A 17,303-nucleotide genomic window follows, 5' to 3' on the forward strand; every position below is an offset into this window, starting at 1 on the left:
TGGCTGGAGCCCCCATCCAGGTTGGCTGTGCAGGGTGTTTCCGGTATTCGGGGCGCCTTGTTTCCAGATCGTTTTCGCAGGTAAGAACATGAATAACAGCGAAGCCACTGCAAGCCGATTTTCCTTGTCCAAGCGTGCCCTGGGCCTCAGTGCCCCCGGTACGTCCAGCATGCGCAGCAAAGCCAACGCCCTGAAGGAAAGCGGGGTCAAGGTGATCAACTTCGCCGCCGGCGAATTGTCCTTCGACGCCTGCCAGGACATGCGCACCGGGGCCATCGACGCCATCGAAAACGCGCGCAATCGCTACACCCCGCCCATTGGCCTGCCGGCCCTGCGGGAAAAGCTCGCCCAGCAGGTCAGCCAGCGCACCGGCGTGACTTTTGCGGCCAATGAGGTGGCCGTGACTGCCGGGGCCAAGCAGGCCCTGTACAACGCCTGCATGGTGCTGCTCAACCCCGGTGACGAGGTGATCGTGCCGACCCCGTACTGGGAAACCTTTCCCACCCAGATCCGCCTGGCGGGCGCCACGCCCGTGTTGGTCGAGACCCGGGGCGACGACTACCGGCTGACCCTTGAGGCGGTGCAGGGTGCGCTGAGCGAGCGCACCCGGATGATCGTCATCAACACCCCCAACAACCCCACGGGCACCGTCTATCAACGTCAGCAACTGCTGGCGATCGCTCAGTTGGCCTTCAACCAGGGGCTCTGGGTGATGTTCGACGAGTGCTATCGCGGCCTGGTGCGCGAGCCCCATGAGCATCACAACATCCTCTCGCTGTTCCCGGCACTGAAACCGCAAACCGTGCTGATCGACTCCTTTTCCAAGAGCCAGGCAGTGACCGGCTGGCGGATCGGCTACGCCTGCGCCCCGGCGCCGGTGATCGCGGCCATGCACAACCTCCAGGGCCACACCACCTCCAACCCCAGCAGCCTGTCCCAATACGCCGCGCTCAACACCCTGAACGCCGATTCATCGCAGTTCGCCGACCAGGTCAATCCGTTCCTGCAACGGCAGCTGCACGCTGCCCGCACCTACCTGGATCGCCTGGAAGGCATCCGCTACGCACCACCGGAAGGGGCCTTCTATCTCTACCTGGATGTCTCCTCCCGCCTGGGGGGCTACTACCGCGGCGAGCAGGTGCGGGATGTCGAGCACCTGGCCGACCTGCTGCTGACCGAGGCGCATATCGCCGTGGTCCCGGGCTCGGGGTGTGGCGACCCGCATTGCATCCGGATTTCCTACGCCGTCGAGTACCAGGAGTTGATCGAGGGGCTGGGCCGTTTCAACCAGTTCATGTCGGCCATCGTCATGGACTGAAGGCGCTTCAAGTCGCCCGCCGTTGCACCGTCATCACCGCTGTTCCCGCGCCCCCTGTGGTGGCCCGGGTGGCGTCGCTCGTCTTGCTGTCCGTGAAGTGAACAATAAATACAGGAGAGAAACATGGAGAGTTCCCGCAAAGCGTTCATCGGCTACGTGCACCAGGCCCTGGTGGATGTCGAAGACCGGAATCTGGTGGAGGCCCTGCTGACCGGCTTTGAAAACCATCCCGACAAGCTGGACGGCTACTGCCAGACCTATCAGCGCATGACATCCAGCCGCTGGTCCGAGGATTCGCTGTGCACCTTTTTCTGCGGCTGGCGCAGCCCTGATGGTGCGGCCCACGCGGTGTCCAGCATCATCGTGCGGCTGTTGCAGGAGTCCGCGGACCTGCACGGCGACGACAACAAACTCAAGCTGCTGGAGGCCGCCCGGCATTGCGGCGAGATCATCGTCGAAGACGTCGGCCTCGGCGAAATGCACGGCCATCCCCACCATTCCAAGCTGTACCACCGCATGGCCTCGGCCATCTGCGGTTCCGACAACTGGCGCCTGCAGGACAAGTACCTGAACCCCATCACCAAGGAGTTCTCCACCTGGGTCGGGGAGAAGCGCCCCCTGGCGCCGAACCTGGTGGAAGCCCTGGAGATGATGGCCCTGACCGAGCTGTTCAACACCGGCGAATACAACCTGATGACGCCGCTGTGGAAGAACTGGCTGCGCGAGTCCTGCGGTTATCCGGCGGGGGAGGCCAACCGCATCGCCGGTTTCCTCAGCGTTCATTGCGGCGCCGTCGAGGCCCGGCATTTCCGCCACGCCACCGACGCCCTGAAGCTCTACACCCAGGCCACCGGCCAGCAGATCAACTACCGGCGCATCGCCGCGCTGTCCGACGAGTACGTGGTGCGGGCCTGCGCGCACCTGGAAAAAATGGCCTCCGTGCTCAAGGCGTAGGGCCCCTGCAAACCATGCCGGGCGCGGCGACGGCCCGGCCTCCCATGACTGACTGTGCTGCATAGCAAAGACTGGAGAACCATGAACATGCGTCTTGAATCCGACTCGATGGGTTCCATTTCCGTACCGTCCAACAAGTACTGGGGCGCCCAGACCGAGCGCTCGATCCTCAACTTCCCCATCGGCCGTTCGCGCTTCCAGTGGGGCGCGCCGATGATCCGTGCCATGGGCATCCTGAAAAAGGCCGCGGCCCTGGCCAACCTCAAGCTTGGCGAACTGCCTGAAGCCATCGCGCTGCCCATCGTCAAGGCGGCGGACGAAGTCATCAGTGGGCAGTTGGATGATCACTTCCCGCTGGTGGTGTTCCAGACCGGCTCCGGCACCCAGTCCAACATGAACGCCAACGAAGTGATCGCCAACCGGGCCATCGAGATGCTCGGCGGCGAGCTGGGCAGCAAGAAGCCCATCCACCCCAACGATCACGTCAACCGTGGGCAATCGTCCAACGACACCTTTCCCACGGCCATGTACATGGTGGTGGTGACGGAAATCTTCGAGACCCTGCTGCCCGGGGTGGCAACCCTGCGAGACACCCTGTTCGAGAAATCCCAGCAGTATCGCGACGTGGTCAAGGTCGGCCGGACCCACCTGCAGGACGCCACCCCGATCACCCTCGGCCAGGAAATCGGCGGCTGGGTCGAACAGATCGACTACGCCCTGGGGGCCATCGAACTCAACCTTGGCGGCCTCTACGACCTGGCCATCGGCGGCACGGCGGTGGGCACCGGGCTCAACTCCCACCCGCAGTTCGGCGACGAGTGCGCGCGAATCATCGCCGAGCTCACCGGCTACCCGTTCAAGTCCTGCGCCAACAAGTTCTTCGCCCTGTCGGCCCATGACGCGCTGATCAACACCTCGGCGGCGATCCGTACCCTGGCCATGGCCCTGATGAAGATCGCCAACGACGTGCGCTGGCTGGCCAGCGGCCCGCGCTGCGGCATCGGCGAGATCGACATCCCCGAGAACGAGCCGGGCTCTTCGATCATGCCGGGCAAGGTCAACCCGACCCAGTGCGAGGCGCTGACCATGGTCTGTGCCCAGGTCTTCGGCAACGACGCCAGCGTGGCCTTCGCCGGCAGCCAGGGCAATTTCCAGCTCAACGTCTACAAGCCGGTGATGGTGCACAACGTGCTGGAAAGCATCACCTTGCTGGCCGAATCCTGCCGCGCCTTCAACGACCATTGCGCAGTGGGCATCGAGCCCAACCGAGCGCGGATCGAGGCCAACATCGAGAAGAACCTGATGCTGGTGACCGCCCTCAACCGGCACATCGGCTACGACAAGGCGGCCATCATCGCCAAGACCGCCCACCAGGAGGGCAAGTCCCTGCGGGAGGTGGCGCAACAGCTTGGCTACGTTTCGGCCGCGGATTTCGACCGCTATGTGGTGGCCCTGGACATGACCCATCCCTGAGCCCAGGCCCCGCAGCCAACCCGCTGTTCCTACTCACAAGAGGCGCGTGAATCCCATGCAGGACGCTGATATTCGCCGAACCAACCTCAGCCAGTTGCTGCGCCGCAAGCGCTGTCTGCGGGTCCTTGAAGCCCACAGCCCGATCTCGGCGCTGCTGGCCGAACAATCCAGGCTGGAGCGCGGGCCCGGGCCCAGCCTGAGTTACGACGCCATCTGGTCCAGTTCCCTGACCGACTCGACCCACAAGGGCCTGCCGGACATCGAGATCCTCTCGCCCAGCAACCGCCTGCACGGCATTCGCGAGATCTTCGATGTCTGTTCGCTGCCGATGATTTTCGACGGCGACACCGGGGGCAAGGCCGAGCACTTCGCCATCCACGTGAAGATGCTGGACCGGGCCGGGGTCTCGGCGGTGGTCATCGAGGACAAGTGCGGGCTGAAGAAGAACTCCCTGTTCGGCAACGCCGTGAGCCAGCTTCAGGACTCCATCGAGGAGTTCTGCGACAAGATCCGCGTCGGCTGCAGCAGTCGCAGCCACGAGGACCTGCTGATCATCGCCCGCTGTGAAAGCCTGATCCTCGACAAGGGCATGGACGACGCCATCGAGCGCTGCCTGGCCTATGTCGCCGCCGGCGCCGACGGGATCATGATCCACAGTCGGAAAAAGGACGGCCTGGAGATTCTCGAATTCGCCCGGCAGTTCCGTCGCCAATGCCCGCGGGTGCCGCTGATCTGCGTACCCACCAGCTATGCCCACTTGAGTTTCGACGAGCTGGAAGGAGCCGGCTTCAACGCGGTGATCTACGCCAACCACATGCTGCGCAGTGCCTACATGGCCATGCGTGATGTGGCGGTGGGCATTCTCGAACATGGCCGGACCCTGGAGGTGGAACCCCGTTGCCTGGGCATCGAGGAGATCCTTGATCTGGTGCCGGGCACCCGTTAAGCGCGGGCGACCGCGGCGGTCCCGAGCATTCTTGGAAGATTCTGGTTTTATCCCCGTCGATTGCGCGACCGAGGATATGCAGGAATAAGAATTTTCTTACATACGTTGCCAGGACCGCTGCTTAGAATTGCCCCGTTCGCCCGGCCAGCCACCACAGGCACCATGCCCAGTGGTGGTTTCTGGTCAGGGCGGGCTGCAACATCGCAATACCTGCCTGCCCGGTCCGTGTTCTGCCTACTGCCCTTGGCTGGCCGGGTCGGCACTTCAGGTTCGATGCGTTCAACATCCCCCGCTAGCCGCTACTTCCCCCTCCAACCTAGAACCTCAATTCGGACCTCAAGCCGAGGGGCGCGTCAGGGTTGTGCCTGGGTGCCGGCCAGGCTCGGTGCTTCACTCCAGGCGCCCCCCAGGGCCCGGTACAGGTCGACCTCGGCCAGCAGCTGCGCCAGGTGGTCGTTGATCAGGCCCTGCTGGGCGCTGAACAGCGAGCGTTGGGCATCGAGGAACACCAGGTTGCTGTCCACGCCGATGCGATAGCGATGCTCGGCCAGGTTGTAGTAGTCCTGGCTGGCCTGCACCAGATTGCCCTGGGCCATCAATTGCTGCTGATAGGTCTGGCGAGCGGCCAGGCCGTCGGCCACTTCCTGGAAGGCGGTCTGAATCGACTTCTCATACTGGGCGACGCTGATGTCCTTCTGCAGCCGGGCGTAGTCCAGGCTGGCGCGCAGGCTGCCGGCATTGAAGATCGGCAGGTTGATCTGCGGTTGAAAGGTCCAGCCGCCAGCCCCTCCCTTGAACAGCCCGGAAAGCTCCTTGCTGGAGCTGCCGGCATTGGCAGTCAGGCTGACGCTGGGGAAGAACGCTGCTCTTGCCGCGCCGATATTGGCGTTGGCGGCCTGCAGTTGGTACTCGGCCTGGAGAATGTCCGGGCGCCGCTGCAACAGGCTCGAAGGCAGGCCCGCGGGCACCTGGGCCAACATGCCTTCGGCCAGCCTGCGCTGGGGCAGGTCGGCGGGGAGGGGCGCCCCCACCAACAGGGTCAGGTTGTTCAGGTCCTGGGCCACCTGGCGCTGGTAGCGGGCCAGGTTGGCCCGGGCGCTGTCGACGCGGGTGCGGGCCTGGGCCACGTCCAGGGCCGAGATCTTCCCGGCATGGCCGTTGCGGGTGGTCAAACGCAGGCTCTGCTCATCCGCGGCCAGGGTCTTGCGGGTCAGCTCCAGCAGTTCCTGGTCGGCGCACCAGGTCAGGTAGGCACTGGCGACATTGGCCACCAGGCTCAACTGCGCGCTGCGCCGGGCTTGCTCGCTGGCCAGGTAGGTCATCAACGCCTGTTGGCTGAGGCTGCGGATGCGGCCGAAGAAATCCAGTTCGTAGGCGCTGATGCCCAGGTTCGCCCCATAGCTGGAATTGATCAGCGCCTTGCCGCCGGTCATCTGCTCGGGCAGCCGCTGGCGCTTGCCGTTGACACTGGCCGCCACCGCCGGCAGCAGGTCGGCGCGCTGGATGCGGTACTGGGCCTGATAGGCCGCGACGTTCAGCGCCGCCACCCGCAGGTCGCGGTTGTTGTCCAGGGCACTGTGGATCAACCGTCGCAGCAAGGGGTCCTGGAACAGGCCGGACCAGTCGGCTCCCGCGGTGCCGGCGGCCGAGGCGTAGGCCAGGCCTTGAGGGTAATGGGCAGCAACCGGCGGCGCTGGGCGCTGGTAGTCCGGGATCAGCGAGCAGCCGCCGAGGGCCAGGGCCAGGGCCGCCAGGATCGAAGGGGAGGTACGCATATCAGCCTCGTGACAAGGACAGCCTGAGGGTGGACGACAGGGGCGCAGCAACCGCGCCTCAGGCGCCGACCATCCACTTGGCCAGGCCGTGGCGGCCACTGACCCCGAGCTTGGCGGCGGCACGCTTGAGGTAGGTTTCGATGGAGCTGTTCTTGACGCTCAGGCGCTGGGCCATTTCCGGCACCGTGCCTCCGGTCAACAGCCCCAGGCAGACTTCTTTTTCCCGGGCCGAAAGGCTGATGTCCCCCAGGGACAGGCGCTCGTCGAACTCCCGTTGCAGGGGCGTCTGCTGACGCGCATCCACCGGGCGGCTGCTCCAGCTGCGCAGGTTCTTCAGGGCCTGTTGCCGGTGCAGTTGGGCATGGCGCTCCAACAGCGGCAGCAGGGTGGCCGACAGGCTCTTGAGAAAGGACAGTTCGGCCAGGGAAAAACCGCCCTGGGAGGGTTCGCGATAGAGGGCGATGACACATCGGCGGTTGGCTTTGCGTGAGACCAGATGGCATTGGTGCGGGGTGTGGCGCGATGTTCCGCCCTGGGCCTGGGCATTCATCTGAATCAGCAGCGAGTCGTCCATTTCCAGCATCTTGTGCAGCAGCGGATCATGGCGTCGCGGGGGCTCCGGCAGAGGCAGGTCCTCCTGCAGCCCGGCCCGCCCCAGCAAGGTGATTGCCAGGGAGCTGGCCTGGCGTTCGTCGAGGGTCCACTCACTGAGCAGCAGTTGGCTGACCGGCACCAGCTTGTCCACCAGTTGCAGCATGTCCCTGGCGAATCCGCAATGGCCGGTACTGGAGATCAACTGCCCCAGTTCGAAGTAGAAGGGTGGAGTTTCCATGTTGGCGATACTGCTGGTCAGACCCATATCCTTATCATCCTTGATCGAGACAAATCGCTGATCGAAACGCGGTCGCCACGGTGTCCCGCGGCACAGTGTTCATGCACCTGATTTGGTCGGAAAAATCTGATTTAAGCCTAAGAATTTACTTCGCGTCTGTAGGGGTAAACCGGGACAGGCAGGCCGCATCAGAGCGCTGCCGGGCTGTCCCCGTGGGTCGGCAACAGGCGCGCAATCCCCGCTGGCGTTCGTCCTCGCGGTTGTGCAAGGCGCTGCCGGCACAGGCTCATCAGGCCTTGACGGCAAGGCAGGCGAGGCCAGGAGCCTCATGTACGGGTGGTCAATGTCCTACAGCTATTTCAGCCGATCCGCAGCAGCGTCCCGGCGCTGACGGTGCCTGCGCGGGGGCTTGCCTGGCGGCCTGCCAGAGCCGTTCTCAAGGCCTTGAGCCTGCTCCGACAGGGCTCGGGAATGTCCGGGTTTCGGGTGACATACAGGGTGTGGGGCCGATGCTTAAATCCGCGGACGCTGGTGCCCGGGCCCATCACATGAGAAGGATCTTATGACGCGTTTTTCTGCCTTTGCCGTGGCCGATCTGGTCGCGCCAATCACCCTTGTCATCCACGGTGCGCTGCCTGCTGGACGTTCAGCACCGGTGATGGCATGAGCGCCGGGGCGGGGCTGGCCCAAGGCTTGCCGCTGACCACCGGGCAACGGGATATCTGGCTCGATCAACTGAGCCGCGGTGACTCGCCGCTGTACAACATCGGCGGCTATGCCGACCTCAAGGGACCGCTCCAGCCCGAGCTGATGCAGCGCACGGTGGAGGCGCTGGTGCGCAAGCATGATGTGCTGCGCACGGTGCTGTCCCTGGAGGGCAGCAGCGACGGCCTGCCGTTGCAGTACTTCGACCGCGACTGGCCGGTGCAGTTGGCATTTCACGACTTGTCCGCCGAGGCCGACCCGCTGGCCGCTGCCCTGGCGCGGATTCACTGGCAGATGCAGCAGCCGTTCAAACTCAGTGGCGAACGCCTGTGCCGCTTCTCGCTGTTTCGCCTGAGCCCCGAGCATCACCTGATGCAAGCCGAGGCCCATCACCTGATCCTCGACGGTTGGGGCTTTGCCCAGTTGTCCCAGTCCTTGGGTAGCCTCTACAGCGCCCTGGTGCGGGGCGAGCAGCCCGGCCCTGGCGCACCGTCCTTTGTCGATTTCATCGAGGACGACGCGCGCTACCAGCAGTCCAGCCGTTATGCCCGCGACCGGGACTACTGGCTGGCCAAGTACCAGAGCCTGCCGGAGCCGCTGCTGCGCCCGCGCCATCGTCCGGGCCAGGAAGCCGGGACGCCCGGGGCGACCCTGGTGCAGGCCTTTCCCGCAGCCCTGCATGAGCGGATGAAAGCCCTGGGCACAAGCACCGGGGCTTCGGCCTTCCACGTGCTGCTGGCGGCCTTGCATGTGTATTTCGCCCGCACCGGCCAGCGCGACCACTGGGTCCTGGGCATGCCGGTGCTGAACCGGCCCAACGCCGCCTTCAAGGTGACCCTGGGCTGTTTCACCCAAGTCAGTGCGGTGCACATGGACTTCGGCCGCGAGCTGAGTTTCGAGGCGCTGGTGGCGGCGGTGCGGGACGTGCTCAAGCAGGATTATCGTCATCAGCGCTTTCCCCTGAGCGAGCTCAATCGCGCCCTCGGCCTGCTGCGTGAAGACCGCGGGCAATTGTTCGAACTGACCCTGTCCTATGAACTGGAGGACCTGCAATACCGCTACGGCGATGCCGTGGCCTCGTCGGTGAAAGTTTCCAATCGCCACGAGCCGACGCCCCTGGCCATCCACCTGCGCAGCAACCGTTTCGACGACAACGCCTGGATGCATTACGTCTACGACACGGGGTATTTCCAGCCCCATGAGATCGAGGCCCTGGCCGCTTGCCTGATCCATGTGCTGGAGCAGGGGTTGGCGAACGTGGCCTTGCCGGTGCAGCAGTTTTCGCTGCTCAGCGCAGAGCAGAACGCGCGTTTGCAAGGGTGGAACGCCACCCGCCAGCCGCTGGCTGCCGAGCAGCGCATCCACAAGCGGGTCGAGGCCTGGGCCCAGCGCACTCCAAGCGCCGTGGCCCTGGTTGCCCAGGGCCAGCAGCTGAGTTACGACCAGCTCAACCGCCGGGCCAATGCCCTGGCCCTGCACCTGCAAGGGCTTGGGGTCGGTCCCGATCAGCGGGTGGCGATCCTGGCCCGACGCAGCCTGGAGACCCTGGTCGGCCTGTTGGCGATCCTCAAGGCCGGTGCTTGTTACGTGCCGCTGGACCCGGCGTATCCCCCTGAGCGACTGGCCTACCTGCTGGAGGACTGCGAGCCGGTGGCGCTGCTGACCCAGGCCGGTTTGCGCGAGCGCCTGCCGAGCCTGGCAGTGCCGCTGATCGAGCTGGACGATCAGCAATGGCAGTCAGGCTCGGCGCCCGGTCCCCAGGTGCCCGGGCTGACGGCGCAGCACCTGGCCTACGTGATCTACACCTCCGGCTCCAGCGGTTTGCCCAAGGGCGTGATGGTGGAACACCAGAGCCTGTCCGCCCTGGTGGACTGGCATTGCCGGGCCTTCGAGCTGCAGGCCGGCAGCCACACCTCCTGCCTGGCCGGCTTCGGTTTCGATGCCATGGCCTGGGAAGTCTGGCCGGCCCTGTGCGCCGGGGCGACCCTGCACCTGGCCCCGGCCAGTGACGGCCCCGAAGACCTCAATGGGTTGCTCGCCTGGTGGCGGGCCCAGCCGCTGCAGGTGAGCTTCCTGCCCACGCCGGTGGCCGAGTACGCCTTGAGCCAGCGGCTCGGTCATCCGACCCTGCGCACCCTGTTGATCGGTGGCGATCGCCTGCGCCAGTTACCCGAGCCACAGCGCTTTGCCCTGATCAACAACTACGGCCCCACCGAAGCCACGGTGGTGGCCACCTCCGGGAGCATCGAGGCCGGGCAGCCGCTGCATATCGGCCGGCCCATCGCCAATACCCGGGTCTATCTGCTGGATGAGCGCCAACGCCCGCTGCCCATCGGCATTGCCGGCGAACTCTATATCGGTGGCCACGGGGTGGCCCGGGGCTACCTCAATCGCGACGAGCTGACGGCCGGGCGTTTCCTCGACGATCCCTTTAGCGACCGGCCCGGTGCGCGCATGTACCGCACCGGCGATCTGGCTCGCTGGCTGGAGGACGGCCGCCTGGAGTACCTGGGGCGCAATGACGATCAGGTGAAGATCCGTGGCCAGCGCGTCGAGCTGGGAGAAATCGAAACCCGCCTGGGCGCCCATCCCGCGCTGCAGGAGGTGCTGGTCCAGGCCCGGGACGGCCAGTTGGTGGCCTGGTTCACCGCCCGCGAGGCCGTGCCGATCAGTGACCTGCGGGACTTCCTGCGCCGGCAGTTGCCCGACGCCCTGGTGCCCGTGGCCTATGTACGGCTCGAGGCATTGCCCCTCACCGCCAACGGCAAGCTGGACCGCCAGGCCTTGCCCGCACCCGGGCCCGAGGCCCTGGTCAGCCGCGAGTACCAGGCCCCCCAGGGCCCGTTGGAAACCACCCTGGCCCAGCTCTGGGCCCAGGTGCTGCAGGTGCAACAGGTGGGTCGCCATGACCATTTCTTTGAACTGGGCGGCCATTCGTTGCTGGCCCTGGAACTGATCCAGCGCATGCAGGAGCAGGGGCTGCATGCCGATGTGCGGGTGCTGTTCGGCCAGCCGACCCTGGCCAGCCTGGCCGCGGCGGTGGAGGGCCGGCAGGACGTGGAAATCCCGGCCAATGGCATACCTGCCGATTGCCGGCACATCACCCCGCAGATGCTGACCCTGGTGGACCTGGACCAGGCAAGCATCGACCGGGTGCTGGCCCAGGTTCCCGGTGGTGTGAGCAACGTGCAGGACATCTATCCCCTGGCGCCGCTGCAGGAGGGCTTGCTCTACCACCACATGACCTTTGCCGCGCATGACCCGTACCAGCAGCACGCGCTGCTGGCCTTTTCCCGTCGCGAGGACCTGGACGCCTTCGCCCAGGCCTTGCAGGCGGTGATCGAGCGCCACGACATTCTGCGCACCAGCCTGGTCTGGGACGCGGCAGAGCAGCCGCTGCAGGTGGTCTGGCGCCAGGCCCGGTTGCCGGTGGAGCAGTGGCAGCCGGCGGCCGAGGGCGGCTCGCTGGCGGAGCAGTTGCGCGAGCATTACCACCCGCGGCACAACCCGCTGGATATCCGCCAGGCACCGCTGCTGGCCCTGGCCTGGGCCGAGGACCGGCCGAACCAGCGCTGGCTCGCGCTGCTGCGCTTTCATCATCTGGTCAACGATGCCACGTCCACGGCCCTGCTGATGGCGGAAATCGCCGACCACATGAACGGCCGGCAACAGCCGCTGGCGCCGGCCTTCGCCTACCGTGACTACGTGGCCCGCACGCGGATGGGACAGGCCTCTCATGCTGCGTTCTTCCGTGAATACCTGGCCCAGGTGGACCAGCCGACCCTGGCCTTCGAGTGGCAGGAGCGTGCGGGCGAGCCGCTGGATCAGCAACATGCCAGTGCTCTGCTGGATCACGACTTGAGCCTGCGCCTGCGTCATCAGGTGCGGCAGTTCGGGGTCAGTGCCGCCAGCCTGTTCCACCTGGCCTGGGGCCTGGTGCTGGGGCGCTCCAGCGGCCGCGAGGACCTGCTGTTCGGCACGGTACTGCTGGGTCGCTTGCAGGCCGGTGCGGGAGCGGACCGGGCCCTGGGCATGTTCATCAACACCTTGCCGCTGCGTCTGGAACTGGCGGGGCTGACGGTGGCGGCCGGGTTGCGCCAGACCCAGGAACGCCTCAGCGCGCTGCTGGCCCATGAGCAGGGGCCCCTGTCCCTGGCTCAGCGTTGCAGCGGCGTGGCGGCGCCGACGCCACTGTTCAATGCCTTGCTCAACTACCGGCACAACGTCGCCGCCGACGCCCAGGCCCTGTTGCAAGGGGTGCCGGGGGCGCAATGGCTGAGCAGCGAAGAAGTGCTCAGCTACCCCTTGATGCTGGCGGTGGACGACCTGCAACCGGGCTTTCGCCTGGGAGTCCGGGCGCCCAGGCGGATCGGCGCGCAGCGTCTGCTGGACTACCTGAGCTGCGCCCTGGAGGGGCTGGTCCAGGCCTTGGAACAGGCACCGCAGACCCTGCTGCAGAGCCTGTCCATCCTGCCGGCGGCGGAGTATCGGCAGCAGATGCTGGCGTTCAACGCCACCGCGTCCGACTACCCCAGCGAGCTGACCCTGCACGGGCTGTTCGAAGCCCAGGTCCGCCGCACGCCCCAGGCGATTGCCCTGCAGGCCGGCGAGCAATGCCTGAGCTACGCCCAGCTCAACCAGCGGGCCAATCAGCTGGCCCATCACTTGCGCGAGCAAGGGGTGGGGCCGGACGTGCGGGTCGGGCTGTGCGTGGAGCGCGGCCTGGAAATGCTCATCGGCCTGCTGGGCATCCTCAAGGCCGGTGGCGCCTATGTGCCCCTGGACCCGGAGTACCCGCCGGAGCGGTTGAGCTTCCTGATCAATGACAGCCAGCCACTGGCGGTGCTGGTGCACCAGCCCACCCGGGCGCTGCTGCAGGCCCAGGCCGTGCCGCTGATCGATTTCGACCGCGACCACTGGCAGCACCCGGGCCAGGATGACCCTGTGGTGCCGGGGCTCGGGGTCAGGCACCTGGCCTATGTGATCTACACCTCGGGCTCCACCGGCAACCCCAAGGGGGTGATGGTGGAGCACCGTGGCCTGGGCAACCTGATGCACTGGAGTTCGCGACTGTGTGGGCCATGTCCGGGCGGCACCTTGCTGCAAAAGGCCCCGTTCAGTTTCGACGGCTCGGTGTGGGAGCTGTTCTGGCCCCTGGTCAGCGGCATGCGCCTGCTGCTGGCGCGGCCCGACGGCCAGCGTGATCCGGGCTACCTGGCGCAGTTGGTGCAAGCGCAGCAGGTGACCATGATCAAGTTCGTGCCGGCGATGCTCCTGCAGTTCCTGCAACTGGAGGAGAGCGGACAGTGCCACAGCCTGACCGACGTTTTCTGCGGTGGTGGCGAGCTCACCGAGGCCATCGCCCGGCTGTTCCAGCGGCGCCTGCCCAAGGCCCGGTTGCATAACGTCTACGGCCCCACCGAGGCCACGGTGGACAGCAGTGCCTGGACCCTGGAACCCGGGGCCCCTGTACCGCCGGTGCAGTTGCCCATCGGCCGGGCCATTACCAATACCCGGCTGTATGTGCTCGATGCCCATGACCAGCCGGTGCCCCTGGGGGTCAGCGGCCAGTTGCATATTGGCGGCGTCGGCGTGGCCCGGGGCTACCTGGGCTTGCCGCAGTTGCAGGCCGAGCGCTTTATCGACAGCCCCTTCGTGGCCGGTGACCGCCTGTACCGCAGCGGCGATCTGGTGCGCTACAACGCCGACGGCGACCTGGAGTTCCTCGGCCGCAACGACTTCCAGGTCAAGCTGCGCGGGTTGCGCCTGGAGCTGGGGGAGATCGAGGCACGGCTGGCGCAACACCCGGCCCTGCGCGAGGTGGCGGTGCTGATGCGCGATGAGCGTCTGGTGGCCTATTTCAGCCTGCACCCGGACCAGGCGCCGCCGGGTATCGAGGCACTGCGGGCCCATGTCCTTGAGCAGTTGCCGGAGTACATGGTGCCGGCCGCCTATGTGCGGCTGGCATCGCTGCCCCTGAGCGCCAACGGCAAGCTGGACCGCAAGGCGTTGCCGGAACCCGGGGTGGACGCAGTGCTGAGCCGCGAGTTCGAGGCGCCCCAGGGCGAGCTGGAAACGACCCTGGCGCGGCTCTGGGCCGAGGTGCTGCAGGTCGAGCGGGTGGGGCGCCATGACCATTTCTTCGAACTGGGCGGGCACTCGCTGCTGGCGGTCAGCCTGGTGGCGCGCATGCGCCAGGAGGGCCTGCATGCCGATGCCCGGCTGCTGTTCAGCCAGCCGACCCTGGCGGCCCTGGCGGCCCATACCCAGTGCCAGTTGCAGCGCCTGGAGATTCCCGTCACCACCATTCCCCAGCTCAAGCGCCAGCGGCGCCTCTGAGCCCATCTTCGGCCTTGCAGGGGCGCCACAGGACGGAGGCCGGGACAGCGCCGGGGCATGTCCTGGCTTCCCATGTCAGACACTCAAGGACGGATGTTTTAGCGTTTCCAGGCTGCCGGGAGCCCTGGCGGGATCAGTGCCTGCGGCGTTTGCCCGAGCCGCTGGCCGTTGGCCGCTGAGCGCTCGGGCCCTGCGCCGCCTCTGAAAGGTTGCATCTGAAACAAGGACGTTCTCTTCAACCATTTCCGAATTCCCAGGCAGGTTACGACATGCAGTTCAGCGAATTGATGGCCGTTCTTTCGACCCTCGCGATCCGTCTTCAACGGGACGGCGAGGATCTGCTGGTGCAGGGCGATGACGAGGCCCTGGACGACGCACTCTGGGACAGCCTGATCCAGCACAAGGCGCAGCTTCTGCAGCAGGTGAGCGAACAGGGCGGCCACTGGCTGAGCCCGGCCTTCAGGATCACCCCGGACATGCTGCCCCTGGTGTCACTGGAGCAGCCGGCCATCGACCGCATCGTTGCCGGCGTGCCGGGGGGCGCCGCCAATGTGCAGGACATCTACCCCCTGGCGCCGCTGCAGGAAGGCATGCTCTATCACTACCTGTCCGCGCCCCAGGGCGATCCCTATGTGCTCCAGGCGCATTTCGCCTTTGCCGACCGACAACGGCTGCAGGCCTTTGCCGAGGCCTTGCAATGGGTGATCGAGCGCCACGACATCCTGCGCACCGCGATCGTCTGGGAACGCCTCGATGAACCGCTGCAGGTGGTCCTGCGCCAGGCGCCGCTGCAGTGTGAAGCACTGCCGCTGGACGCCGCCGGGGGCGATGCCCTGGCCCAGTTGCAGCAGCACTACGATTCCCGGCATTTCCGCCTGGACCTGCGTCAGGCGCCGCTGTTGCGCCTGGTGCACGCCGAGGACCCGGTCAACTCGCGCCAGGTGGCGTTGCTGCTGTTCCATCACATGGCCCTGGACCACGCCGCCCTGGATGTGGTGCGCCAGGAAATCCGGGCCTGTCTGCTGGGCCAGCGCGAGCAGTTGCCGCTGCCGGTGCCGTTTCGCAACCACCTGGCCCAGGCCCGCCTGGGGCAGAGCGAGGAGCGCCACGCCGCCTTCTTCCGCGAGATGCTCGGGGATATCGATGAGCCGACCCTGCCGTTCGGCCTGGGGGATGTGCAGGGCGCAACCGGCCGCATTGAAGAACACCGGCTGCCTCTGGAGCGCCAGCTCAGCCAACGCCTGCGCAGCCAGGCCCGGCAACTGGGGGTGAGTGTGGCAAGCCTGATGCACCTGGCCCTGGGCCGGGTCCTGGGCCAGCTGTCCGGGCGCGAGGCGGTGGTGTTCGGCACCGTGTTGCTGGGGCGCATGGAGGTGGGCGAGGGCGGTGAGCGGGCCCTGGGCATGTTCATCAACACCCTGCCGCTGCGGGTGGATGTGGGAGCGCAAGGCGTGCGCGCCGGGGTGCTGGCGACCCATGCTCGGCTGAGCGCCTTGCTGGCCCATGAGCACGCCTCCCTGGCCCTGGCCCAGCGTTGCAGCGCAGTCAGTGCGCCGACCCCGCTGTTCAGCGCCATGCTCAATTACCGCCACAGCCACCGGGCCGATGGCGACCAGGTCCAGGAGCTGGTGCCGGGCATCCTGGTGCTGGGTGCCCAGGAGCGCACCAACTACCCGCTGACCGTCAACATCGACGATCTGGGCGAGGACCTGCAGATCACCGCCCTGGTGGACGCCAGCCTGGGGGCCGAGCGCATCAGCGGCTACCTGCTGACCACCCTGGAAAGCCTGGCCCTGGCCCTGCAGGCAAACCCCGAGGCGCCGTTGTACAGCCTGGAAATGCTCCCGGCCAGCGAGCGGCGTTACCTGTTGCAGGGCCTGAACACACCCCTGGGGCAGTACCCCGACAGCCCGCTGATCCATCAGCAGGTGGAGGCCCAGGCCCGGGTCCAGCCCGAGGCGCCGGCGCTGCTTTTCCAGGCGCAGCGCCTGAGTTACGGCGAGCTCAACCGCCGCGCCAATCAGGTGGCCCATCGCTTGCTGGCGCTGGGGGTGCGTGCGGACCAGCGCGTGGCGATCTGCGTCGAGCGCGGCCCGGAAATGATCATCGGCCTGTTGGGCATCCTCAAGGCCGGTGGGGCCTATGTGCCCATCGACCCGGCCGCTCCCCGGGAACGCATCGCCTACACCCTGGAGGACAGCGCCCCGGTGGCGCTGCTGGTGCAGGCCGATACCCAGGCCCTGGTGGCCGACCTGCGGGTGCCGCTGATCGACCTCGACAGCCGCACCCTGGCCCACGAGTCCGCGGACAACCCCGACGTGCCGGGGCTGACCCCGGCCAACCTGGCCTATGTGATCTACACCTCCGGCTCCACCGGTCTGCCCAAGGGCGTGATGGTGGAACACCGCAACGTCGCCCGGCTGTTTTCCGCCACCCGCGACTGGTTCGATTTCAACTGGCGCGACGTCTGGGCGCTGTTCCATTCCTTCGCCTTCGACTTCTCGGTGTGGGAGATCTGGGGCGCCCTGATCCATGGCGGCCAGTTGCTGGTGGTGCCCCAGGTCGTCAGCCGTTCCCCGCAAGCTTGCTACGCACTGTTGTGCGAGGCCCGGGTGAGCATCCTCAACCAGACCCCCAGTGCCTTCCGCTCGCTGATTGCGGCCCAGGGCCAGAGCGGGCTCAAGCACTCCCTGCGCCAGGTGATCTTCGGCGGCGAAGCCCTGGAGCCGGGGATGCTCAAGCCCTGGTACGCCCGGCTGGAGAACGTCGGCACGCAGCTGGTGAACATGTACGGCATCACCGAAACCACGGTGCACGTGACCTACCGGCCGTTGCAGGCGGCGGACGCGCAATGGGTGGGCAGCAGCCCCATCGGCCGACGGATTCCCGACCTGCAACTCTATGTGCTGGACGCACGCCGCGAGCCCTTGCCCACGGGGGTGGTGGGGGAACTGTATGTAG

At 66.5% G+C, this 17,303-nt stretch carries 8 protein-coding genes; 6 read left to right on the forward strand and 2 right to left on the reverse strand.

The features are described from left to right. Positions 1-88 precede the first annotated feature (88 nt). The 4 genes from J5M73_RS25245 to aepX all read left to right on the forward strand — a co-directional run bounded on the left by J5M73_RS25245 (position 89) and on the right by aepX (position 4,691). Positions 89-1,318 carry a pyridoxal phosphate-dependent aminotransferase gene (locus J5M73_RS25245; RefSeq protein ID WP_102863602.1) on the forward strand — a complete coding sequence of 410 codons (1,230 nt, stop codon included), beginning with the start codon at positions 89-91 and terminating at the stop codon, positions 1,316-1,318. 123 nt (positions 1,319-1,441) lie between these two features. Then, positions 1,442-2,272, forward strand: a complete 831-nt coding sequence (locus tag J5M73_RS25250) for a hypothetical protein (RefSeq protein WP_207816314.1) — start codon at positions 1,442-1,444, stop codon at positions 2,270-2,272. Positions 2,273-2,353: 81 nt separating this feature from the next. Then, positions 2,354-3,745 (forward strand): class II fumarate hydratase, encoded by a 1,392-nt coding sequence (fumC, locus tag J5M73_RS25255; protein WP_205413466.1) that lies wholly within the window; start codon positions 2,354-2,356, stop codon positions 3,743-3,745. 55 nt (positions 3,746-3,800) lie between these two features. Beyond that, positions 3,801-4,691 (forward strand): phosphoenolpyruvate mutase, encoded by an 891-nt coding sequence (gene aepX / locus J5M73_RS25260; RefSeq protein ID WP_115582002.1) that lies wholly within the window; start codon positions 3,801-3,803, stop codon positions 4,689-4,691. 353 nt (positions 4,692-5,044) lie between these two features. On the opposite strand, the gene J5M73_RS25265 is transcribed toward aepX, so the two are convergent. Next, entirely contained in the window at positions 5,045-6,466 is a 1,422-nt protein-coding gene (locus tag J5M73_RS25265) for an efflux transporter outer membrane subunit (protein WP_207816315.1), read from the reverse strand. 58 nt (positions 6,467-6,524) lie between these two features. Then, complete coding sequence (locus J5M73_RS25270) at positions 6,525-7,325, reverse strand: helix-turn-helix transcriptional regulator (protein WP_207167360.1); 801 nt, start codon at positions 7,323-7,325, stop codon at positions 6,525-6,527. A gap of 636 nt (positions 7,326-7,961) precedes the next feature. On the opposite strand from J5M73_RS25270, the gene J5M73_RS25275 reads away from it, so the two are divergent. Together J5M73_RS25275 and J5M73_RS25280 are read left to right on the forward strand one after the other, a co-directional pair. Continuing rightward, entirely contained in the window at positions 7,962-14,342 is a 6,381-nt protein-coding gene (locus tag J5M73_RS25275; RefSeq protein ID WP_207816316.1) for a non-ribosomal peptide synthetase, read from the forward strand. Positions 14,343-14,611: 269 nt separating this feature from the next. Beyond that, positions 14,612-17,303: amino acid adenylation domain-containing protein (locus J5M73_RS25280; protein ID WP_207816317.1), on the forward strand; the 2,692-nt coding region annotated here is incomplete at its 3' end.

Source organism: Pseudomonas sp. 50_B (assembly GCF_017491625.1).
In the GTDB taxonomy this organism is placed as follows: domain Bacteria; phylum Pseudomonadota; class Gammaproteobacteria; order Pseudomonadales; family Pseudomonadaceae; genus Aquipseudomonas; species Aquipseudomonas danubii.

What these genes read in the sequence shown, in the direction of transcription:
- J5M73_RS25245 (WP_102863602.1), top strand. Translation starts at nt 89, where the DNA reads ATGAATAACAGCGAAGCCACTGCAAGCCGATTTTCCTTGTCCAAGCGT.
- J5M73_RS25250 (WP_207816314.1), top strand. Translation starts at nt 1,442, where the DNA reads ATGGAGAGTTCCCGCAAAGCGTTCATCGGCTACGTGCACCAGGCCCTG.
- fumC (WP_205413466.1), top strand. Translation starts at nt 2,354, where the DNA reads ATGAACATGCGTCTTGAATCCGACTCGATGGGTTCCATTTCCGTACCG.
- aepX (WP_115582002.1), top strand. Translation starts at nt 3,801, where the DNA reads ATGCAGGACGCTGATATTCGCCGAACCAACCTCAGCCAGTTGCTGCGC.
- J5M73_RS25265 (WP_207816315.1), bottom strand. Translation starts at nt 6,466, where the DNA reads ATGCGTACCTCCCCTTCGATCCTGGCGGCCCTGGCCCTGGCCCTCGGC.
- J5M73_RS25270 (WP_207167360.1), bottom strand. Translation starts at nt 7,325, where the DNA reads ATGGGTCTGACCAGCAGTATCGCCAACATGGAAACTCCACCCTTCTAC.
- J5M73_RS25275 (WP_207816316.1), top strand. Translation starts at nt 7,962, where the DNA reads ATGAGCGCCGGGGCGGGGCTGGCCCAAGGCTTGCCGCTGACCACCGGG.